16 protein-coding genes, 1 tRNA gene, 1 rRNA gene and 1 pseudogene are annotated in these 22,812 nt (G+C 44.8%); all 19 read left to right on the forward strand.

The window, feature by feature from the left end:
- Positions 1-292 precede the first annotated feature (292 nt).
- The 19 genes and pseudogenes from VN447_RS04095 (at position 293) to VN447_RS04185 (ending at position 22,764) form a co-directional block, all read left to right on the forward strand.
- Positions 293-368, forward strand: a tRNA-Asn gene (locus VN447_RS04095).
- Between the two features lie 198 nt (positions 369-566).
- A 5S ribosomal RNA gene (gene rrf / locus VN447_RS04100) occupies positions 567-683 on the forward strand.
- Between the two features lie 445 nt (positions 684-1,128).
- Complete coding sequence (locus tag VN447_RS04105) at positions 1,129-2,265, forward strand: uroporphyrinogen decarboxylase family protein (RefSeq protein WP_325523098.1); 1,137 nt, start codon at positions 1,129-1,131, stop codon at positions 2,263-2,265.
- 274 nt (positions 2,266-2,539) lie between these two features.
- Positions 2,540-2,809: pseudogene (locus VN447_RS04110) on the forward strand (MFS transporter); the annotation flags it as partial.
- A gap of 389 nt (positions 2,810-3,198) precedes the next feature.
- On the forward strand, positions 3,199-3,894 hold the full coding sequence (locus tag VN447_RS04115; RefSeq protein WP_325523099.1) for a Crp/Fnr family transcriptional regulator: 696 nt from the start codon (positions 3,199-3,201) through the stop codon (positions 3,892-3,894).
- Between the two features lie 393 nt (positions 3,895-4,287).
- Positions 4,288-5,580: an FAD-dependent oxidoreductase gene (locus VN447_RS04120; protein ID WP_325523101.1), complete on the forward strand. Its 1,293-nt coding sequence runs from the start codon at positions 4,288-4,290 to the stop codon at positions 5,578-5,580.
- 66 nt (positions 5,581-5,646) lie between these two features.
- Positions 5,647-6,831: an MFS transporter gene (locus VN447_RS04125; RefSeq protein WP_325523103.1), complete on the forward strand. Its 1,185-nt coding sequence runs from the start codon at positions 5,647-5,649 to the stop codon at positions 6,829-6,831.
- 58 nt (positions 6,832-6,889) lie between these two features.
- Positions 6,890-8,167 carry an aconitase X catalytic domain-containing protein gene (locus VN447_RS04130; RefSeq protein WP_325523105.1) on the forward strand — a complete coding sequence of 426 codons (1,278 nt, stop codon included), beginning with the start codon at positions 6,890-6,892 and terminating at the stop codon, positions 8,165-8,167.
- Positions 8,164-8,577 carry an aconitase X swivel domain-containing protein gene (locus tag VN447_RS04135; RefSeq protein WP_325523107.1) on the forward strand — a complete coding sequence of 138 codons (414 nt, stop codon included), beginning with the start codon at positions 8,164-8,166 and terminating at the stop codon, positions 8,575-8,577. Before VN447_RS04130 ends, VN447_RS04135 begins: the two co-directional genes overlap by 4 nt.
- Before the next feature lie 212 nt (positions 8,578-8,789).
- Complete coding sequence (locus tag VN447_RS04140; RefSeq protein ID WP_325523109.1) at positions 8,790-10,169, forward strand: MFS transporter; 1,380 nt, start codon at positions 8,790-8,792, stop codon at positions 10,167-10,169.
- A gap of 51 nt (positions 10,170-10,220) precedes the next feature.
- On the forward strand, positions 10,221-11,087 hold the full coding sequence (locus VN447_RS04145; protein ID WP_325523111.1) for a methyl-accepting chemotaxis protein: 867 nt from the start codon (positions 10,221-10,223) through the stop codon (positions 11,085-11,087).
- Positions 11,088-11,277: 190 nt separating this feature from the next.
- The gene (locus VN447_RS04150) at positions 11,278-12,552 is read left to right on the forward strand and encodes an S-layer homology domain-containing protein (RefSeq protein WP_325523113.1); all 1,275 of its coding nucleotides are present in this window, start codon (positions 11,278-11,280) and stop codon (positions 12,550-12,552) included.
- Between the two features lie 126 nt (positions 12,553-12,678).
- The gene (locus VN447_RS04155) at positions 12,679-14,346 is read left to right on the forward strand and encodes a dihydroxy-acid dehydratase (RefSeq protein ID WP_325523115.1); all 1,668 of its coding nucleotides are present in this window, start codon (positions 12,679-12,681) and stop codon (positions 14,344-14,346) included.
- 437 nt (positions 14,347-14,783) lie between these two features.
- Positions 14,784-15,596, forward strand: a complete 813-nt coding sequence (locus VN447_RS04160) for a methyl-accepting chemotaxis protein (RefSeq protein ID WP_325523116.1) — start codon at positions 14,784-14,786, stop codon at positions 15,594-15,596.
- Between the two features lie 64 nt (positions 15,597-15,660).
- Positions 15,661-16,794, forward strand: coding sequence for a uroporphyrinogen decarboxylase family protein (locus tag VN447_RS04165; protein ID WP_325523118.1), 1,134 nt, complete (start codon positions 15,661-15,663; stop codon positions 16,792-16,794).
- A 178-nt stretch (positions 16,795-16,972) separates the two neighbouring features.
- On the forward strand, positions 16,973-18,397 hold the full coding sequence (locus tag VN447_RS04170; RefSeq protein ID WP_325523119.1) for a sigma-54 interaction domain-containing protein: 1,425 nt from the start codon (positions 16,973-16,975) through the stop codon (positions 18,395-18,397).
- Between the two features lie 469 nt (positions 18,398-18,866).
- On the forward strand, positions 18,867-20,441 hold the full coding sequence (locus VN447_RS04175) for an acyl CoA:acetate/3-ketoacid CoA transferase (RefSeq protein WP_325523121.1): 1,575 nt from the start codon (positions 18,867-18,869) through the stop codon (positions 20,439-20,441).
- A gap of 6 nt (positions 20,442-20,447) precedes the next feature.
- Complete coding sequence (locus VN447_RS04180) at positions 20,448-21,590, forward strand: acyl-CoA dehydrogenase family protein (protein WP_325523123.1); 1,143 nt, start codon at positions 20,448-20,450, stop codon at positions 21,588-21,590.
- A 34-nt stretch (positions 21,591-21,624) separates the two neighbouring features.
- Entirely contained in the window at positions 21,625-22,764 is a 1,140-nt protein-coding gene (locus tag VN447_RS04185) for an acyl-CoA dehydrogenase family protein (RefSeq protein WP_325523125.1), read from the forward strand.
- Positions 22,765-22,812: the final 48 nt, after the last annotated feature.

Below are 22,812 nucleotides of genomic sequence, written 5' to 3' on the forward strand. Positions count from 1 at the left end.
ATGACAAGGTTGATAGGCCAGATGTGTAAGTGGCGCAATCCACTCAGCTGACTGGTACTAATAGGCCGAGGACTTGACTTAAGCAGCGAACCGAGTTGTCGCGAGCCGATAGGCGAAACGAGAACTTGAGTGAGTCGCTTATGCAGAGTGGAACGATGCGTTTCATTAATGTATCTTTTAGCTCTGAATCAGCGACCAGTTCGCAAACATTGATATCTAATATGCGCAATGCTTTTCTTCTGTGAAGTTTTTAGGGAATATACTCTTTTGAGATGTTCACCTAATTAAACATTCCTCGATAGCTCAGTTGGTAGAGCAATCGGCTGTTAACCGATCGGTCGTAGGTTCGAGTCCTACTCGAGGAGCCAATTTAACTCAATATAAGGCTCAGACAGTTCAGAGTATTCCATATGCTAGGCGGAAGGAGGACGTGACCGTAGTCGTACTGGGAAGTACGTCGGAGGGAACGCCCGGACTGACAACAACACAGATGGGATGCTATCAACTGTCGTAACTTGGCTGTTGACCGATCGGTCGCTAGTTCGAGTCCTACTCGATGAGCCATATCCAGTGACGATAGCTGTGGGGTTCCACCTGTTCCCATACCGAACACAGTAGTTAAGCCCACAAACGCCGAAGGTACTTGGCTGGAAACCGCCTGGGAGATTAGGAAGTTGCTGGTTAGATGAAAACACTTGTAAGTAAACAGGTGTTTTTTGTTTGAAAAGATTTAAGGTTTGTCAAAAACATGAGGATATACACTATACACTATAACTAGCCACGGAGGCTATTATTCCTATTGGAGAGGAATAATAGCCTCCGTGGTTTTTTGTTTTTTAGATCGGCTTAGGAACCGAGTTAATAATTTTGCATTTTGTAACTAAATTTGCAGATTTAATTTTTAAAATTTACTATATTTAAATGCAATGGAAATTGTCATTGTAACAGCCGGCAAATTACTTGACCAAGGAAATTTTAGTTTCACTGGCAGATTGCCACAACTGCGACCAAGATACAAATTGCAGACTCTGTTAGTTACCCTAATATCAATTAACTAACTATATGTGTGGCTAAATAATTAAATTGCGCTGGTAACAAAAGAATATAGAATTTGGGGGAGATAGAAAAATGGGAAATGATGCAATGACTGCAGAAGAAAGACTTGTTGCTACAATTAATCTTCAACCAGTGGATCGGGTCGTTTGCGCGCCGATTATTGAGCAAAACGCGGGGCAACATGTTGGCATAACTAACAAAGAGTTCATGTGGAACTGGGAGACCGCGCAAACCGCCATACACAAACTGTGGGAAGACTACCCGGTATGGGACTGCAACGCGTATCTGCTGCATGGACGTATTGGACCAGTTGCCACCAAGTGTGGTCCAGGGCGGTTTAAAATGCCTGGTAAAGAGCTGGAAGATAATGCTCAGTACCAAATCCATGAATTTGAAACAATGACTCGCGATGATTACTTCATCATCAAAGACAAAGGCTGGACGGAATTCCGGCTGACTTTCCTGGAACGAGCCCACCAGGTAAGCCGAGTGGAAGTGCTTGAAGGGCAACAGGAAATGGTTAGACTGCGGCAGGATGAAATAAATCGTAGTCTTGCCCGCGGGCAAAGTTTGACCTGGGGAGCCATCATGGGTACAATTCCTTTTGATGCGCTATCTATCGTTCGCTCCATGGAACGGTTCTATAAGGATATGTATCAAATTGGTGATCAAATAGAAGAATTAATGTGGATTGTCAATGACGCAATTATTGCCGGTAGCGAGGCTGCTGCTAAAACTACCGGCATTAACCGTGTGTTTGTTGGTGGGGTAAGGGGCGCTGGTCAGTTTATTAGCAAGAAGAATTTTGAACGATTTGTCTGGCCGTACTTAAAAGTGATGGTTGAGCAGTTGGCAGCAAAGGAGATTGTACCTATTCTGCACTTTGATGCTGATTGGACTAAAAACTTAGAATATTTCCTAGATCTTCCCAAGGCGAAATTTGTACTCGAATTAGATAGCGCAACCGATATTTTTAAGGCACATGAAATACTGAAAGGCCATTGTTCTATCAAGGGGGATGTAAGTCCGGCACTGTTTACTGTAGCTTCACCTAGTGAATTAGAGGAATATGCCAAAAAATTAATTACTACTTTTCGTAACGGTGAAGGGTTAATGTACTCGTCTGGCTGTAACATGCCAATGAATGCGCGCCACGAAAACGTAAAAGCCTTCTTTGATGCTGTTGAAAAATATGGCCGGTATAATTAATTGATTTCAGGCAAAGCAGTTTCGCAGGTAGGTGAGACTATTTGCTCTATGTCGTCAAAATGAAAATAAACAGGATTTATGTTATTTGCTATCGAATTATGTAGAAAATACAAAAAACTACTAAGGCAGTTACCCATCCATACTGCCACATAGTGAGAGCGGAAGACATGTGGTGGCATCGATTAAATTAATTGAAGATTTAAAAAAGAAGTATGTATCGAAGAACAAGATTTAGCAAGGGAGGGATTAATAATATTGGCTTGTTTTTTACAGCCACTGGTTAGCAATGATTGTGTCAAGACCTACGGCAGGGCGTTGGGTAGATAAATACGGTGCTGATAGAATCGTAACAACTGGAATTTGTCTTGCAGGTACGAGTATGCTAATACTAGCATACTCTGCCGGGATTGCTTATTTCATAGTTGCCGGGTTAATTTACGGAACAGGCATTGGTTTTTGCATGCCTACTATGCAGGCACTATCAGTACGAGAAGTGGTCGCAAAGACGAGGGGCTGCTACTGCAACGTTCTTTACTGGTTTTGACCTGGGAATTGGAGGCGGCACTGTTATTTGGGGTTTTGTTGCTGCTGGAGTAGGCTACCAAGCAATTTGCCTATTTTGTATTATTCCTATAATTATATCCTATATAGTTTATCGGCAATTTCTTTATAATCCCCAAAAACTAAGCTGCAATTCACAAATATAACAATATTATCTTGGGCATACAGCAGTATCGCCAAACCATGGCTAGAGAAATAATATCACTCTTATCACTGGATAATCTGAAACCGGCTAACAAAAATTACCCAAGGCATTCAAGTGAAGTATAAGAAATTAATGCCGCTGCCAAAATTCTGATTGATTTTCATTTGGATCAATCATTAGCTTAAACGGTACAGAAGTGTCGAAAGGATAGGGAGGGAATATTTATTATGCAAACTAATCAAATACAGGATTTCAATTCGCCTTGGATCTGTGCGCAAAATCATGTTTGGGAATCAGTTCTGCATTTAGGACAAAAACATTTATATAAAAAAGGCAGTCTTATTCTTGGTAATGGTCAGCCTGTAAATCATTTGTACTATTTACATGTTGGTCAAATCAAATTTTCCAAGCTAAACTCGGAAGGCGACGAAAAAATTATCTGGTATTTAGATAAAAAGAACCTTTTTGGTGCAGCTCCCTTCTTTGATCGAAGGCCAATCAAAAATATGTGTAATGCTCTTATTGCTATAGAAGATTGTGAAATCTATACTTTTTCCCGTACCTGCTTTAACAATGAAATACTTGTGAACTACCCTGAACTGGTGGCAAACCTGATTCAAAGTATGGCCTACAAAATCTTTCTTGGGGTGAACCGCGGCGGTGATCTGGAGGCGTTGCCCAGGCGGGTATGTAAGGTGCTACATTATATATTGGAACGGGAAAGTGACAGCCTGGTTAGCGGCAACAGAGGATGTTCAAAAGGGATTTCCCAGCAAGAACTGGCTTTTATTCTTGGGGTACACAGGGTGACTTTGACTAACGTCATTAGCCAGCTCAAACGTGAAGGGATCATAGGGCATATCAGCAAACGTCGGCTGTTAATAAATGACGTAGAGCGATTGTTGAGATATACTCAGCAATAAAAAAATTAGTAGCCAAACCGTACCTCTTTGATGTCAAAAAAACTGACTGATGCAGTCAGTTTTTTTTTTGTTGATTGAGTTTTCTTTATTATTTGAATTAAAGTTTTACATTTTGTAATTAATGTTGCAGATTTTATTTTTAGATTTTACTATTCTATAGGCAAGTAGGCTTGAGTGATGTAGTGAGATAGAGAAAAAACTAAAATTGAGGCGCACTAGGTAGATTTGCAAAATAATGCGTGATTCAATAGGCGGTCGATCTCCATAAAACTCTTGCACTAGGATGACAGATGGGAGGGTTTAATACTTGTAAAATTTGTATCACTGGTTATGAATTTTTAATGTAAGAAATATCGGAATAAAGTCCCAAGCTGTGGAAAGAGGTGTGTTTACATGATAGATGTTCAGGACAATAAATCGGTAACCCGCACGGTTTGCAAGGAGGTTGGGGGACTGGCCCGGGAAGTGAGTGCAGATATATGTATTGTTGGTGCGGGCCTTGCCGGCGTCTCTGCTGCTTTGGAGGCTGCACGCCTTGGTCGTAAAGTGATTCTGGTTGATGGGTTGCCGACCCTGGGTGGTCAGGCAGTAAATTCACGTATCGGACTTTTATGCGGTCTGTTTGCTAATTATCCCAATACTAGCCAATTCACCCATGGGATTGCCGACGATATACTGCGTGATCTTGATGCAGAGGGCGCGCTTCATTATCTTCGCGGCGGGTTAGGATCAGTTATTTATGATGACCTGGCGTTGGCGCGTTGGATTGAAAAAGCAGTGCGTGCTGCGGGGATTACCGTAATTCTTGGCGGTATTTTACGGGATGTTACACGGGCAGGCCGACGCATCTGTTCCGTAGATGTTGCTACTCGATATGGCGATGTGCGTATTAAAGCCACCGGGTTTATCGATGCTTCCGGTGATGCTGCACTCGTCTGGCAGGCAGGCCTTCCCTGCCGTGAGCCGTCAAATGGTTCTATTTATGGCTCTCATATGATCGTGATTGACGGAATCGATGTTGCACAGCAACCGGCAAGGGAAGAATTTGTTGCAAGGCAAAAGGCGAAAGCCAAGGAGTATGGGTTGGAACGTACCGATGGTCTGGTATTCGTTTTCCCTGAAAAAGAAATGGCTTTTATCAACATGACACATGTGGAGACGCCGTTGGAACCGTTAGCAGCTACGGCCAAAGATCTGGCTGGCAAGGAGCAGGCAGATGCCGTATTTAAATTTCTAAAAGAAGAATATCCGCTTGCTTTCGGTAAGGCGCGCATTCGTGCGTATGGTTTACTTGGGATTCGCCAGACGCGATGGATGGTAGGACGTCAGCAACTAACAGCAGATGATGTGCGCGCAGGCACACGTTTTGCTGATGCAATTGCCCGTACAGCATGGCCGATGGAATTGCATGCCAAGTCGGAGGGTTTCTCGTGGCAGATATTTCCTGAAGATCACGTACATTTTATTCCTTTTGGCAGTCTAACGCCTCCAGATGTAGATAATTTAGTGGCTGCTGGCCGCTGTATTGATGCTGATGTGGACGCACTATCAAGCGTACGCGTACTTGGCCCGTGTATTGCTACAGGGGCGGCAGCTGCGCATACCTTGGATCTTGCTGGTGAGGGCAGTGTGCATGATATTGACATTGCTGCCTTGCAAGGACGAGTAAGGGACAATCTGATATGAACAAATCTGCTGGGTACATAGTCAAAACAATAGTAACAGGTATAACAAAGTGAGAGGGTGATTAATTTGAATGATAATCAACAAAACATAGTAGCTAAGGTAGCTGTGTTATCGGTAGCAGCTATGCTATATACCAATAATATGGCTGGTCCGGCATTAGGGGCAATAAAGCAGGCATTTCCCAACGTTAGTTCAGTAACCATTCAACAAATTGTTTCTATTCCGGCAATAATGATGATATTCGGCTCATTAGTAACAGCACAGCTCCAACGCATCATGCCCAAAAAGAAAATATTATATATAGGGATATTAATACAAATAGTTGCAGGTATAACCCCCTCATTTTATGGCGATATGACTTTTATCTTGATAGTACGGACTATTTTCGGTTTAGGTTTTGGTATGACATTTCCTCTGGCTTCATCTCTGATAGCCGATTTATTTGATGGAAAAGAGCGAGATACCCTGATGGGGTATAAGAGTTCCGTCGGAGCTGCCGCCGGAGTGATTTTTCAGATGCTGGGCGGATATTTAGCTGCTATTGACTGGCGGTATAATTTCTTAGGCTTACTTATTCTTGTCCCCATTTTTTTACTGGTAATGTTCAGAATGCCTGAGCCGGAAAAGCGACCGCCAGTAAAAGGAACAGGCGCTAATTTTGGGGGGCTAACTCCTAAGACATGGTTGATATATATTTTTAATATTGTATTTAACATATTGCAGTTTTCATTTGTAACTAACGCCGCTATCGTTATGGCCGCAACCAAGGTTGGTGGTCCAGCTCAGGCGGGCGTGGTGCTTACGACATTCACTGGCGGCGCGTTTGTTGCAGGTATTCTATATTCACGGGTATTGGGGTTATTCAAGGCATATACTCTGGCTCTTTCTACCGGCGTGTTAGGTATTGCGTTCACGGTACTTGTCAATGCCGACAGTTACCCTTTGTATGTAGTAGGATCTGCTATATTTGGACTGGGATTTGGGCTGTATAACCCTGAGATTACCATAAGAACAATTAAGAGTGCTCATAAGTCAGCTGCTACGCTTGCGATGTCTTTCTTTGTCGCGTCTATGGGCGTTGGTAAATTTGGCGCTCCCTTTTTGGTCTACGCCTCGCAAGTTCTAGGATTCCAGGGTCCGAAAGCTACCTGGATGGTAGTTGCGCCCACCTTCTTTGTTGTTTGCGTGCTGCTAATCCTGAGAAATGTCTTTACGAAATCTAAGAATGTGGCTGACAGCACAGCAGTTTAGGGCTATGCTAACTCCATAGGACAACTCTGCGAATGCAATCGAAAGGGGGACCAACAAAATGAGATTAACTGATGACGAAAAAGCCATGCTGGAAGGGAAAGAGGGACTTGCCAGAAAAAAGGCCATGAATCTGCTTGTTCGGTACGGTGAGGCTCTGGGAGCTGAGCGGCTGGTTGATACCAATAATGTTGGCGGCTACATGGTTGCTAAAAAACAGCATATGAAGGAATTTGGCAGCCTGGATGCTTTATTTTCTGAATTTAATTTAGACAGTTCTGAAGTTGTTGAGTTTGCCAAAGATAAGGTCAAGGTTTTCAGTTGCCAGTTTGAAACAACAACGGACCCGGAATTTTGGGAACTACAAGGCAAAACTCATGAGGATTATCAGCTTATGATGGCCAATGAAGAATATCTTGCCCGTGGCGGCGTGGCGCTTATGTGTACCTGCACTCCCTACCTTGTTGGCAATGTGCCGATAAAAGGAGAGCATTGTGCCTGGATGGAATCTTCAGCCGTTGTATATATTAACTCAGTGCTAGGAGCCCGTACTAATGCAGAAGGTAATTCCAGCGCTACAGCGGCCATGCTAACCGGTAAGATTCCGTACTGGGGTTTCCATATTGACGAGAACCGTCTGGGCACTCACCTGATTGATGTTGAATGTACTGTGGAGAATCAGATGGAGTGGGGGTTATTAGGTTATTATGCCGGCAGAATGGTTAAAGAGCGCGTGCCAGTCATTAATGGTATCAAAAAGTTGCCTAATCTCATTAAACTGAAACAACTTGGAGCAGCTGCTGCATCGTCAGGTGGTGTGGAAATGTATCATATTCCTGGAATAACGGCAGAAGCGCGTACGGTAGAAGAAGCTTTCGGCAAAAAGCAGCCTGTTGAAAAGCTAAGATTTGGGAAAGCGGAAAGAAATTGGGCCTATGAGGCCTTAAATGCCACAGGCAAAGATACTAATGTCGATTTTGTTATGTTTGGTTGTCCCCATGCTTCTATTGAAGAGATATGGGAGATATGCAAGCTGTTAGAGGGTAAACGCATCCATGAGAATACTGCTCTATGGATCTTTACGCCGCGAGGGTTGCGCGAGATAGCCGACCGAAACGGCTTTTCAAAAATAATTCAGGATGCTGGCGGCGTTTTAATGAGTGACACTTGCCCGGCCCTGGGGCAGTTGATGCCCAAGGGAGCCAAAGTAATGGCCACAAATTCCGGCAAACAAGCGCATTACCTGCCTTCAGTCATGGGCGTTCAGGCCTGGTACGGAACAACTGGGGAGTGTATTGATGCTGCCATAACCGGTCAATGGAGAGGTGGTCTGAAATGAAAAAAATCGTACTGCATGGCAGAAAAGTGGTAGGAGGGTGCGTAGAAGGGGAGGCTCTTGTTACCAAGGAGATGATTTCAGGCTGGGGCGGAATCAATCCGGCAGAAGGTACGATTATTGATGTACGGCATGAACTGCACGGACAGAGCTTCAAAGGAAAAATACTGGTATTTCCAGGCGCCAAGGGATCATCAGGTTGGTCTAGTTTTTTTCACTATACCAGACGCAATGGTAATGCACCAATAGGTCTGATCTTCAATGTGATGAATACCAAGGTTGCCTTAGGTTCAGTGGTGATTCATTCGCCTGCAGTCACCGAGTTTGATCTGGATCCGCTGGAGATTATTGAAACTAGTGATTGGGTTAAGATTGATGCGGATAACGGAATTGTTGAAGTAACAAAAAGATAGTTCAACTCGTGTCGCAAAAGCCCCTATGGTAATCAATTTGATCCAACCATAGGGGTTTTTGTATGTCTTATCAAGCTATCAATTTAGCCGGAAAAATCAATTAATTAATTATATAATATTTCTGAATTTGTAAATAACGTTGCAGATTTTGGTTTGCCTATTTGTTATGATTTAGACAAATTATGTAGCACAAATAACAAGGGGGGTATTAAATGCCTGAGGAGACTATCCAAAAACCACAAAGGATGGATGTTGTCGAACTCTTGCAAAAGCCATCGCGCAAATTTGCTTTTAATCTACTATTTTGGACATTCTTTATTGTTACTTTAGATGGATTCGATTTTGCCGCGATTTCGTTTGCAGCTCCTGATTTGATGAAGGAATGGCATCTATCTCCTAAAGCGTTTGGTGTAATTTTTTCGGCCGGTACCATTGGGATGATGCTGGGTGCGCCTCTTTTTGGTTATGTTGGCGATAAAATCGGCCGGAAAAAATCTCTGTTTATTAGTACTATGTGTGTGGGGGTTACTACAGGAGCCACAATTTTGGCAAACTCCTTAGATATTTTATTAATTTTGCGGTTTGTTAACGGTATTGCTATTGGTGGTGTGTTACCGGGATCTATCGTACTGGTTAGTGAGTATGCGCCCAAAGGCTCGGGAGTCAAGTGGGTGAGCGGAATGTTTACTGGTTATTCTGTCGGTGGTATCGCTGGCGCCTTGTTAGCATCTTGGCTATTGCCGCTTTATGGCTGGCAGTCAATATTCGTGGTGGGCGGCCTTCTGCCAATCGTGGCTGGGGGACTGGGATACCTAATGTTGCCTGAATCCATCAGATTTCTTGCGCTAAAACCGGAGAATCGCAGCGAGATTATTAAAATAGCCGCTAAACTGCAACCTGGCCTGCAGATTGATCCGAATGCCGAGTTTGTCATGTTGGACGAAAAGAAAGACAAAAAACAGCAAGGAAAATATTCAATAAAATTGCTCTTTGCAGGTGTTCTGGTCTTAATTACGCCGCTGATTTGGTCTTTCTATATAATAAATTCGGTTGCTCTCTACTTCCTGAAAGCTTGGTTCCCGGTTTTATTTGTCAGTGGGGGTCTTACGCCATCGCAAGCAGCACTGGCAACAGCCTGGTTTTCAACAGGCGGAATGATTGGAGGCTTGTCTGTAGGATGGGTTATGGACAGATATGGCATGGTGCTTGGTACCATTTATCCGCTACTCGGCGCTATTGTTACCGCCTTCCTCGGTTTTTCGTCCGGAATCGGCATGATGGTTATGGTGTTTTTATGCGGGCTAACTGTTGTTGGTACACAGTATATTCTGACCGCATGTACACCATTGTTTTATCCGACTGAATATCGTACCCAGGCAGATGGAGCAGCGCTGGGAATCGGAAAAATCGGCGCAGTTCTCGGCCCGGCACTGGGGGGCTTGTTGGTAGCATTGCAGTTGCCAACACAAACAGTCTTTTTCGTAGTAGCTGTCCCAGTTGTCTTTGGTGCAATTCTTTGTTTCTTTCTCACCCGCATGTACAAACGCCATTATACAGTCGCTGAAGAGTCAGAAAATGGTGTAGTACATTAGCTAGTCGAAATATGTAGTGCTCGATTTCTAGTAAAAGTTGAGGTGCAAAGAATGACAACAGAAGTATTAACAACATCAATACAATCCGGGTCAGAGATTATCGACAAGTTTGTCGAACTATCCCCCTATTTACCTGGAATCATTGTAGGGAAGATAAGTGTTATGGTAATCAAGGGCAGAACTATTGTTGGTTCAATAACTGGGCTAACTCAGAACCAATCTGCGAGTCATGTCGGTACGCCTGTCAAGGGACAGATTAGCATTGAGCGTTTAGAGACTGGTCGGCGGGTAATAAAAGTAGTGCCACAGGACAAATCTCCGTATGGAGTACCTTATGTGGCTTGTGCGCTGCCGATTAAAGATGGTGACAAAGTGATCGGCTGTGTGACTACAGCCCAACTGCTTGATAAACAGCATGAAATTATGGCAGTGGCTACAAACCTGGCATCATCTGCCCAAGAGTTTACGGCAGGTATGGAAGAAATGGCAGCAGGCGCACAAACGGTTGCTAATACGAGCAATGACCTGGAACTTTTAAGTCAGGAATTGGCCAGGGTAAGTAATCAAACCGATGAGATTGTAAGTTTTATTAAAAATATAGCCGACCAAACCAATTTGCTGGGACTTAATGCCGCTATTGAAGCTGCCCGGGTTGGAGATTTAGGCCGAGGTTTTGGCGTGGTAGCAGAAGAAGTTCGCAAATTAGCCACAGCAAGTGCTACTTCTGTAAAAGAAATAACTGTAGCACTACATAACATTCGGGCTTCAATCAGTAAACTGGCAGATAAAAGTAACATGCTTGACACTATTGTCGGGAGTCAGACGACGTCCATTCATGAAATGGCTCAGGCCAGTCAAACACTGGCAGTTCTAGCTGCTCAGCTTAGTGAAGTAGCCAGCAACATGTACAGTGAATAACAAGAAGGCTTCCAGGTATGAGAGTAATGCATCTGGCAAGAGCGCCAAAAGACAATAAGGAGGTGATCTCCCAAAGGTTCCCCAAGGGTGATCTTCTGGAAGGCAAGCTGTTATACAGATCAGTAAAGAAAAATCATAACCGTGATGTCCCCATGTATTCCTGTAAAAATAAAAAATGGAGGAATTGCTAATGAAGAAAAATCTTGTAGGTCTCCTTGCACTTATGTTTGTTCTGAGCATAACTGGTACTGCGCTGGCTGCACCGGATAATCCCTTCGGTGATGTGCCCGCAAAACATTGGGCGTATGATGCAGTAAGCAAGTTGGTTAAAGCCGGCATTATTGACGGCTATGGAGATAAAACATTCCGAGGCGATAAAACTCTTACACGTTATGAAATGGCGCATATGGTTGCACGGGCTATGTGGAATGCCGATAAAGCCGATGCCGAGAACAAAGCGGTGATCGAAAAACTGTCAAAAGAGTATGCAAGTGAACTGGAGAATCTTGGCGTGCGCCTTAGCAAGCTAGAAAAAAAGGTAGGCAGTATTGCAATTAGCGGTGACGCCCGAGTGCGATGGATTGACGATGGTAGCGGCAACACAAAGTTTGCAGAGCGCTTCCGTATCAATATGAATGCTGACATTAATGCTGACACTAGCTTTTATGGTCGTATCGTAGCTCTCAATCACAGTGAGATGGGTACATATAAAACCAGTAACGATGCTGACCGGATGAATGTGGCTGACGCTGCCTTCACCACCAAGAACTTTTACGGTACTACCGTTACCGTTGGCCGTTTCAGCCAGCAAATGGACCCAGGTGGTTACTGGATGAATACTACCGGCGGTGTTGATGGTATTAAAGTTACGGCTGGTAACAAGCTCAAAGTGACTGCCGGTTTTGCTAACTTCGGTCCCTATTCTGCCATGCAAAAAGGCATTACGGTTGCTGACCCCATTACTGGCGTCGCCGAGATTAAAGACGCTTTCTTTGTCCAAGGCATTTACCCGGTGAGTAAGGCTACTACTGTTGGTGGCTGGTGGTTTAAGGAACAAACCGGTGATGACAGCAAATTTGATGTGAAATCGGTACATGTTACCGCTAAGTTATCGCCTGATTTCACATTGGCTACTGGATATGGCAAAAACTACATTGAAACTAACAGCAAAAAGCCGACTTTCCAACAAACTCGCCTGACCTACGGTGCTGTGAGCCCTGCAAAACCTGGTACCTGGAGTTTGGCAGCCGAGTTCCGCAAGTTCGAACCTGGTGTCAATAACAGTATTTATACTACTTCTATGGTTGGGTCTGTGAGCGATGCTAAAGGCTGGGCAGTCATTGGCAGTACAGCAGTAGCTAAGAATACCACCTTTACTGCCTTCTATGGATTTAATGCCCAAAAAGTATCCACCAATGCTGACATTGCTAATTATACCCGTTGCCAAATTGACTATTTATTCTAGACTTGCTTAGTTAGCAAAGGAGGCCGCTTATTATTATGAGACGACCTCATGACGATAAAGGGCTAACATACTCAACTCTCTGGCGTGCTCCAGAAATATTAAACAAGGTAAAGGGGAAAAGAAAAAATGAAAAGAGAATTGCGCAGTAACTTTGCCATTGGCAGCTTACGATGGGCGACGCGGCGGACCATGTGGCGGGCACTGGGAATTACCGACGAGGAAATGGCAAGACCCAAGATTGCCATTGTAAATTCGTCTTCTAATCTGGCAGTCTGTTTCAGCCACCTTGACGAGATTGCCAAGAAAATGCGGGAGGCCATCCACGCTGCCGGGGGTCTGGCATTCGAGGTGCGTACAGTGGCACCAAGTGATTTCATTACCGTTGTAGGCGGCCATGGCGGCTACATCCAGTCTGCCCGCGATCTCATCGTGAACGATATTGAAGTACAGGTCGAGGGCGCGTATTTCGATGGTATGATCTGTTTGGCATCTTGCGATAAGACGGTACCTGGTCAAATCATGGCAGCAGGCCGTTTGAATATCCCTACTCTTATCCTTGCCTGTGGCTACCAGCCGGCAGGAAAATACCGCGGTCAGCACATAGATATTGAGGATATCTTTGTGCAAGCCGGACATCATGCCACCGGCAAGATTACCCTGGAAGAATTGACTGAGATGACCGAGGTTGCCATCCAAGGGCCGGGGGTATGCCCAGGAATGGGAACTGCTAATTCTACGCATATCATGACCGAAGCATTAGGGTTAGCCCTTCCCGGCAGCACACCGGTATTGGCTAACAGCCGTAAAATGTGGGATACAGTGCGTAAAGCGGGCGAGAGAATTGTCCAAATGGTCTGGGATGACGTGAAGCCGCGTGACATTCTGACTCCAGAAGCTTTTGCCAATGCCACAATGTTAATGCTGTCAGGCAGCTGCTCTATCAATACTGTAAAACATTTACAGGCAATCGCTGCGGAGGCAGAGTGTGACGTGGATGTCTATGCGCTGTTTGAGAAGTATGCCGATAAGATTCCTCTTCTGACAGGAGTTCGTCCCAATGGTGAACATACTATTGAGGAGTTCGAGGCGGCCGGCGGCGCGCAAGGGATGCTGAAGCAGCTAGAAAGATTCTTATTTAAGGATGCCAAGACGGTCACTGGACAAACGCTGGGCGAGATTCTTAAAGATGTGAAGGTTGCGGATGAGGAGATCATCCGGCCAGTAGACCGGGCGCTGGCATACCGGCCGTCGATCGTACTTGTTAAGGGAACATTGGCTCCAGACTACGGCATCATCAAGCTTGCTGTTACAGATGATAGGCCGATGAAATTTATTGGTAATGCTATTATCTACCATTCGATGCAGGAAGGCATTGAAGGTCTGAAGAAGGGTGAAATCAAACCAGGCATGGTAGCCGTATTAAGAGGGCTTGGCCCCAAAGGCACGCCCGGCATGGGGCAGGCTTCTGGCTTCATATTCGCCCTCGACGGTGCAGGCCTAACCGGCAAGGTGGCAGTGGTTACCGATGGACTACTTTCAGGACTGGTCAATAAAACTTTATTAGTAGGCGAGATATCACCTGAGGCCGAATATGGTGTGTTGGGACTGGTAGAAAACGGCGACCTGATTACCATCGATGTAGAAAATCGTGTTGTCAACCTTGATGTGTCTGATGACGTTCTTGCCGAACGTAACACCCGCCGGCAGAGTTTCCTTAAGAAAGAACGGGGCTGGCTATCAATCTACCAGCGTTGTGTTTCACCGTTGAACAAGGGAGCCGTTCTCTTAGAATAACGGCAAAGGCTACGAAATCGAGATAGATGTGTGATGAGTTTCCAAGCAGTAAAACGGGAATCTACCAATTCTGGTATATTCCCGTTTTTGCATTTATTATATTGCGTTAATGATAATCGAAATAACGGAGACAGCAAAAAGACAGCCAACAAAATTTTGGATTTGGTCAATACAAGCATTCTCCCTTTTGGGACTTCTCCAACAACCTGAAACTGGATGTACCATTTTAGGTACCTCTGGTTTTTTGAATTTAAAAAATGTTGCAAAATAGGTACATGAAAGGCAACTATAGCTAGCTTAATATGCTTGTGTATTTGATTTATTCTCAATTTTGAGATATTGGCATAGAAATTGCTTGTACATCTATAGGGGTAGTGTAGATCATCATTTTATGGATAAGTAAAAAGGGGCTATATTAAAAGGAGTACAAGCTGATTATGACTTTGGATGAGATTATTAACTCTGCCGAATTTTTTCGCGATCTTAATGCATTCGATTGTTCTGTGATGATATGTGACATTCAAGGAAAAATCCTTCATTATGTACCGGCAGTTACGTTTCATGCCAATGTAAAGATTGGTGAGATTGCACAGGGCGGAGCCATATTGGAATGTATTAAAAGTAAACAAAAGATTATTAAAGAGTTACCGAAAGAGGTATATGGTATCCCTGTAAAGGCTATTGTAAAGCCCGTGTTTGGTGAGAATAACGAGTTTATTGGCATCGTCGGTACTGCCATAAGCATGCATACACATGAAGTACTCCAAAATGTTGCTTACACAATAGCAGCTACTACTCAACAATTAAGCGTCACGTCAGAGAACCTTACGGTGTCTGCTACTAAACTAGCGGACGACTTGACCGGAGTACGTATGGGGGGCGAACGAGTATTAGCTGATATCAACAAGACTACAGACATTTTGAATTTTGTCAGTGAGATTGCCGCCAATTCCAATTTGTTGGGGCTTAATGCTGCAATTGAAGCAGCAAGGGCTGGTGATCATGGTCGGGGATTTGCTGTCGTTGCAGAAGAAATTCGAAAGATGGCGGTGAATAGCAGCAATTCAGTAAAAGATATCGCAGACATTCTAAAAACAATACAGCATGATACTAGCTATGTTGTGGATACATTAGCCAAAACCGCTGAATTAGGCAGTCTTCAGGCGGCGGCTACCAGTGAGATTTCAGTATCCATTCAACAGCTAGCCTCAACTGCCGGTGATGTGCAAAGGGTAGCCGAGACAGTATAGGGGGCTTCCATAATTATAGGTGGCAATAAAAAAATATATAAAATTCTAATTAGGAGTGATTTAGATGGCAGATGTAATGACTGCAGAGGAAAGAATTGTAGCAACAATTAATCTTGAACCGGTGGACCGGGTGGTCTGTGCGCCAATTATCGAACAATATGCCGGACAATTTGCCGGGATGACCAACAAAGAATTTCTGTGGAACTGGGATAAGGCTCAGAGTGCTATGCAAAAAGTTTGGGAGGCTTTTCCCATCTGGGACAGCAATGCTTATATGCTCCATGGACGTATTGGGCCTGTGGCTACTAAATGCGGCCCAGGACGGTTTAAGATGCCAGGAAAAGAACTGGAAGACAATGCACAGTATCAGATTCATGAATATGAAACAATGACGCGTGATGACTATCCTATCATCAAAGAAAAGGGATGGCCAGAATTCAGGATGATATTTTTAGAGCGGGCTCATCAGGTTAGCCGGGAAGAAGTGGTGAATGGCATGCAAGAAATGGCCCGGCTTCGCCAAGAGGAGATTGACCATTCGCTTGCCCGGGGACAAAGTCTAACCTGGGGCGCTATTATGGGTACCATTCCATTTGACGCTCTTTCCATTGTCCGTTCCATGGACCGATTTTATAAAGATATGTTCCAGATTGGCGATCAAGTAGAAGAATTATTATGGATAATCAATGATGCTGTTATTGCCGGTAGTGAAGCAGCCGTAAAGTCAACGGGCATTAATCGGGTATTTGTCGGCGGGGTCAGAGGATCAGGGCAATTCATTGGCAAGAAGCATTTTGAACGGTTTGTCTGGCCGCAGCTTAAAACTATGGTAGAACGGATGGTTGAGAAAAACATTGTCCCTATTCTGCATTTTGATGCCGATTGGACAAAAAATCTAGAGTATTTCCTCGATTTGCCGAAAGGTAAATTTGTGCTTGAACTGGACAGTGCCACCGATATTTTTAAGGCACATGAGATTTTGAAAGGCCATTGTTCCATCAAAGGAGATGTAGGTGCGGCATTGTTTACGGTGGCCTCTCCTAGTGAACTAGATGATTACGCTAAAAAGCTGATTACTACATTCCGCAATGGTGAAGGGCTAATGTATTCATCTGGTTGCAATTTGCCGATGAATGCAAAGCACGAGAATGTCAAAGCCTTCTTCGATGCAGTGGAGAAATACGGAAGATATAATTAATTAGATTATTGCAAAACAGTTTCGCGAATGTGTGAGACTGTTTTGCCTATTTCTTAAATAGGAGTGTGACCTTGGTTGCGGGACTCTTCAGAACAATCAAAATCAATAGATTAGCAGGGACACTGTTGGTTTGTGTCGAACAATGTAACAACAATAAAGATCAGAGAGGGTGATGTTATTGCCGCGTAAATCCAAGAAAACGGGGCGTAATTATCAACTTGCCAAACAGAATTTGGATCAGATTTTTGATATGTTACCTGATCCGATATTTGTAACCGACCAACACGGTAATATTTTGCTTTCTAATTCTACCACTGCTTTGACGATTGACATGTCTTTGGACCAACTTCTGAAATCTAATGTGCGTGATCTTGTTACCAACAACTATTATACTAAATCATATACGTTAGAAGCTGTAGAAAGAAAGTGTGTAATTAAAGGGGAGCTAACTACTAAACTTAATCTTAGACAGTTATCAACAAGTACACCGATCATGGACGAGGAAGGAAACGTTATCCTTGTTCTAACAACTGGTAGAACGATTGATCCTGGAAGTATGTGCGTAAGTCCGGAAAAACGTGAACAGATTAATCGCCGCAAGCGAGAGGTTGAGTATCTGCGCAGCTATGTGCTAGATAGAGATACAGTGGTAGCTGAAAGTAAATCTATGCGCCAACTGTTGCTGCAGGCCCATACTGTTGCGCAGACAGATAGTACGGTTGTTCTGTTTGGTGAGACGGGTACAGGTAAGGAAATTCTGGCCAAGTATTTGCATCGCCACAGTAAGCGGGCCGGCGAGGCGTTTATAGCCGTCAATTGTGCTACTCTACCTGAACATCTTGTTGAATCAGAACTATTTGGTTATGAAAAGGGCGCTTTCACCGGCGCAAATGCTGAAGGAAAAATAGGCTTATTCGAAGCTGCCCATCGAGGCACACTTTTTCTGGATGAGATTGCGGAACTGCCACTATCCCTTCAATCTAAACTCCTGCGGGTTTTAGAGACTTATGAGGTAAGGCGCTTAGGGAGTCATGTTGACAGAAAACTTGATTTCAGGCTGATCGCCGCAACTCATAAAGATCTGCAAAAGATGACCCAAGATGGGACTTTTCGAACGGACTTATTTTATCGCCTAAATGTTATACCGATCCATATACCGCCACTTAGGGATAGACCTGAGGATATCGTGGCCCTGTCCTTTAAATTTTTTGAAGATTTCAAAAAAAAGTATGGACCTGAGATTCAATTGACTCCTGATACACTAGGATCATTTCAGAAATATAATTGGCCGGGGAACGTACGTGAATTGAGAAATGCTGTAGAACGACTGGTGATTAGTAGTCTGCAAACCTATCCGTCTGAACAGCTTGTTCTTGACAACCAAGTTCACGGCTTAGTTTCTCAATACGATTCTTTCCGGTTAGCTGGACTTAACGGGACATTAAAACAAGTCACGAGAGCGTTGGAAGAACGATATATTTATCAAGTGTTGAATGAATGTGGGGGAAGAATGGGAGAAGCAGCAGACAAATTGGGGATTTACCGTACTGTTCTTTACCGCAAATTAAAGGCATTTGAAAAAGAAAGAAGCGCGACAAAATAATGGGAAACTGGATGTACTGTTTAAGGTACATTCAGTTTTTTTATTTATGTTGCTTTTCCCTGAGTTTGAGAGGTGTCTTAGGGTGTGTATCGGGCAGAAACCTGAAAAAATTTTATCCGATGACTAACCCGCTCTAAGACTCCCATCTTCTGCAAGTGGGAGTTAAGAGCGGCTAAGTCCCTGGATAAGGTCGACTAAACTTCAGATGGGGTAAAAACCCCACCTGAAGCTAAGTCTCACTTTATTGCTTTTTCGAAAGTTGAATTAGATGTACCAAATTAGGTACATCTAATTTTTTGAATTTTATAAAATGTTGCAAAAATGGTACTTAACACAACTTACCAAGAACAAGGAGTAGGGAAAAGTCAGCTGATTCTGTTGGAAATTCAGGTAAAATCTTTGTTGGCATAAAAGTTGCTTATGTATTATTGTGAACTGCATGTTAAGAAATGGAAAGGGGAGATTTAGTGTGTCAAAAGTAATAACCGCCGACCAAGCTGCGGCTTTGATCCAAGATGGCTCGACCGTCGCTGCCACCGGCTTTGGCCTTGCCGCCTGGGCTGAAGAAGTCGCGCAAGCTATCGAAAAGAGATTTGTGGAAACAGGTCATCCCCGGAATATAACGCTAACCCATGCTTCAGCAATTGGTGACTGGAAAGAACGGGGAACAACCCGCCTGGGTAAAGAGGGTCTTGTCAAGAGATGGATTGGTGCTCATATTGGATCGTCCGCAGGGATGTCAAAACTCTTGGCTGAGAACAAAATTGAGGCCTATTGTCTGCCTCAGGGGGTTATTGTTCAACTATTCCGGGAGATAGCGGCCAAAAGACCAGGACTTATTACTAAGGTTGGTTTGGGGACCTTTGTTGATCCTCGTGTCGATGGGGCTAAAATGAACTCGGCTACCACCGAGGATATTGTCAAAGTCGTGGAGTTTGAGGGCGAAGAGTGGCTCTTCTATAAGACCTTTCCCATTAACGTAGCAATAATCAGGGGTACTACGGTTGATGAACATGGTAACCTGACCATGGATAAAGAGGGAGTTCTTATGGAAGCGCTTCCCTTAGCCCAGGCAACGAAAAACTCCGGGGGCATTGTAATCGTACAGGCCGAATATCTGGCGAAGGCCGGTTCCTTGCATCCTAAGCAAGTGAAAGTTCCCGGCATTCTTGTTGACCACATCGTGGTGGCAACCAAGCAGGAGTGCTGCTGGCAGACCGAGGGCCTGTACTTTAACCCAGCGTTTGCCGGTGACATTAAAGTTCCGTTAAACAGCATTCCCGAGTTGCCTATGGATGAACGGAAGATTATTGCCCGGCGCGCTGCCATGGAATTAGCCCCTAATACTATCGTCAACTTAGGTGTCGGTATTCCCAGTGATGTTGCAGCAATAGCCGCTGAGGAGAACCTGACAGATTTATTGACATTAACTACAGAAGCTGGCGGCATCGGGGGTGTTCCCGCAAGTCTGCCTCATTTCGGTCAATCTTATAACGGTGAGGCCGTAGTCGAGCACCACTCCCAATTTGACTATTATGACGGCGGCGGCATAGATGTGGCTTTTCTGGGACTGGCTCAAACCGACAAACACGGTAACGTAAATGTAAGTAAATTTAAAGGCCGTCCTATGGGGTGCGGCGGATTTATCAATATTACCCAGAGTTCTAAAAAAGTAGTTTATTGTGGTTCTTTTACCGCTGGCGGACTGGAAGTTACGGCCCAGGACGGCAAGCTGGTCATTGGTAAAGAAGGTAAAAGTATGAAGTTCATCAATACTGTTGAACAGATCACCTTTAGTGGCAAATATGCACAACAGGTTAAGCAGCCGGTAGTATATGTTACCGAACGTGCTGTATTTGTTTTAGAGAATGGACAAATGACCCTGACTGAGATTGCTCCTGGTATTGACCTGGAAGAAGATGTCCTGGCGCTTATGGATTTTAAACCTGCCATTTCCCCAGCGTTGAAAACCATGCCTAGTGAGATTTTCCAGCCTAAGTGGGGGCAGCTCAGGCAGATTGTCGAAGCTAAAACGAAAGGATGATAAACCATGGTTGATATGACGCTTACCCCTCTGCAGCAGAAGGTGCAAGAATTGGCAAGGGCATTTACGGCTGAACATATCATTCCAGTAGCCGAGGAATGGGATGCGAAAGGTGAATTTCATGAATTCATCCTGGAAGAGGTTAAAAAGGCCGGGTTGAATTGTATGGCAGTGCCGGTAGAGTACGGCGGCCCTGGTTATGATGCTGTCACTCAATCCATCGTCGCCGAAGAATGGGGTTATGGCTGCGCTGCATTTGCCACTACTCTTGGCGGTAACGGGCTAAGTTCCTACCCGCTGGCCATTGCCGGCACCGAAGAACAAAAGAAATTATACTACGGACGGCTGGTCGCCGGCGGTATGGGTGGCTTTGCTCTCACCGAACCGGGTGCTGGCTCGGATGCGGGTGCTTGCGCTACTACTGCTAAATTAGACGGTGACGAGTGGCTGCTTAACGGGACAAAATGCTTTGCTACTACTTGTGGCTACGCTAACATTATGGTTATATTTGCTTCTACTGATCCCAGCAAGGGAGTTAAGGGCTTGAGCGCGTTCATTGTGGAGAAAGAGCGCGAGGGTGTTATCGTCGGCGCAGTGGAGCATAAAATGGGTATCCGCAGCTCCAACACAGTAGAACTTATCTTGAAGAACGTGAGAATTCCTAAAGATCACCTGCTGGGTAAAGAAGGCGAGGGCATGAAACTCGCCATGAAAACACTTGATATGGCTAGACCTATCGTGGCTTCAATGGGGGTAGGCATTGCCCGCCGGGCACTCGACGCAGCTATTAAATTTGCCAAAGACTATCTGGATGTTAATGGTAAGCCCATCGGTACTCATCAGGCTGTCGCTTTTAAACTGGCCGATATGGCAACCCAAGTGGAAGCTGCCAGACAGCTGGTTCGTAACGCCCTCCGCCTGAAAGACGCTGGGGTGCCTTATACCAAGGAAGCGGCTATGGCTAAGACTTATGCCACAGATACCGCCATGCGTGTGACCGCAGATGCAGTAGAACTGATGGGACATTATGGCTATTCCCAAGATTCATTCGTGGAAAAGCTCATGCGTGATGCCAAGGTCACCCAAATTTATGAAGGCACTAATCAGGTTCAACGGATTGTTATATCCGGGCTGTTGCTTAACTCGTAAGTAAGCTGCAGCAGAGAGAATAGGAGGGGTACGCATGAGTTACGCATTAACAGAAGAGCAACAACTGATTCAGCAAAATGCCCGGGAATTTGCTCAAGAGTACGTGGAACCGGCAGCAGCCAGTATTGACAGTACTAGCACGTATCCGGAAGAAATAGTTCAGAAGATGGCCGAACACGATTTTCTCGGAATTTTTATGCCGGGAGAATACGGTGGCGCTGAGGCGGGATATCTCAGCTATGCGTTACTTGTCGAAGAATTGTCACGTGTGAGCGGTGCAGTGGCTGCTATCCTTATTAACCATGCCTCCCTGGCAGCCTACACGATTAACCAGTGGGGTTCGGCTGAACAGAAACAAAACTATCTACCCTTTTTGTGTAATGGTCAGAAGCTGGGCGCTTTTGCTCTTACTGAGCCTGGAGCTGCTGCAGGGGCAGGCGAGCACAAAGTCGTGGCAGTTAAAGACCATGACGGCTATATATTAAATGGACGTAAGTGCTATGTTGCCAACGGTGGAGCAGCTGGTGTTTATATTGTATTTGCGCTAACCAATCCCGAGGCTGGAGCCAAAGGGATGAGCGCCTTTGTTGTTGATGGTAAAGCTGCCGGCCTATCGGTAGCCAGGACTATCGAGAAAATGGGTCTGCGTGGTTGTCCGTCCGTAGAATTACTATTTGAGAATGTCAAAATCCCAGCAGCCAGCCTGTTAGGAATTGAAGGGGCAGGCCTGACTATTGCCTCAGCTGCTCAAGCTGTTGCCAGTGTGGCTGAAGCCGCCATGGTGGTTGGTATCGCTCAGGCCGCTATGGATGATGCTGTGAAGTATGGCAAACAAAGAATCCAGTTTCGTCGCCCTATTGCCAGCTTCCCAGCCATCCAGACGATGTTGGCGGAAATGGCTACTAACATTCACCTGGCCCGGTTGGCTGTATATGATGCTGCCAATCTGATTGAAAGTGGTGAACCTTTTGCAGCTGAAGCCGCTATGGTGAAGCTGTTTGCCGCCCGGATCGGCCAAAACGCTTTGATCGACGTCATCCAGATTGAAGGTGGCTATGGATATAGCCAGGAGATGGTTGCTTCCCGGCTCTATCGCGATGTCAAGGGAGCGATTATTAAGGAAAGCTCGCTCGATTTTCCGGAAAAAGTAATTGCCAGCGCGTTGCTTGCCTAATTTAAATACTATACTTTACTAATTTGAACCGGGAGAGGGTGCTTTCAC

The organism is Sporomusa sp. (genome assembly GCF_035561155.1).
GTDB lineage: Bacteria > Bacillota > Negativicutes > Sporomusales > Sporomusaceae > Sporomusa.

Bases quoted from the DNA above. Each gene is read 5' to 3' on its own strand.
- VN447_RS04165 (WP_325523118.1), top strand. From the start codon at position 15,661: ATGGCAGATGTAATGACTGCAGAGGAAAGAATTGTAGCAACAATTAAT.
- VN447_RS04185 (WP_325523125.1), top strand. From the start codon at position 21,625: ATGAGTTACGCATTAACAGAAGAGCAACAACTGATTCAGCAAAATGCC.
- VN447_RS04155 (WP_325523115.1), top strand. From the start codon at position 12,679: ATGAAAAGAGAATTGCGCAGTAACTTTGCCATTGGCAGCTTACGATGG.
- VN447_RS04130 (WP_325523105.1), top strand. From the start codon at position 6,890: ATGAGATTAACTGATGACGAAAAAGCCATGCTGGAAGGGAAAGAGGGA.
- VN447_RS04115 (WP_325523099.1), top strand. From the start codon at position 3,199: ATGCAAACTAATCAAATACAGGATTTCAATTCGCCTTGGATCTGTGCG.
- VN447_RS04140 (WP_325523109.1), top strand. From the start codon at position 8,790: ATGCCTGAGGAGACTATCCAAAAACCACAAAGGATGGATGTTGTCGAA.
- VN447_RS04150 (WP_325523113.1), top strand. From the start codon at position 11,278: ATGAAGAAAAATCTTGTAGGTCTCCTTGCACTTATGTTTGTTCTGAGC.
- VN447_RS04120 (WP_325523101.1), top strand. From the start codon at position 4,288: ATGATAGATGTTCAGGACAATAAATCGGTAACCCGCACGGTTTGCAAG.
- VN447_RS04180 (WP_325523123.1), top strand. From the start codon at position 20,448: ATGGTTGATATGACGCTTACCCCTCTGCAGCAGAAGGTGCAAGAATTG.
- VN447_RS04105 (WP_325523098.1), top strand. From the start codon at position 1,129: ATGGGAAATGATGCAATGACTGCAGAAGAAAGACTTGTTGCTACAATT.
- VN447_RS04145 (WP_325523111.1), top strand. From the start codon at position 10,221: ATGACAACAGAAGTATTAACAACATCAATACAATCCGGGTCAGAGATT.
- VN447_RS04135 (WP_325523107.1), top strand. From the start codon at position 8,164: ATGAAAAAAATCGTACTGCATGGCAGAAAAGTGGTAGGAGGGTGCGTA.
- VN447_RS04160 (WP_325523116.1), top strand. From the start codon at position 14,784: ATGACTTTGGATGAGATTATTAACTCTGCCGAATTTTTTCGCGATCTT.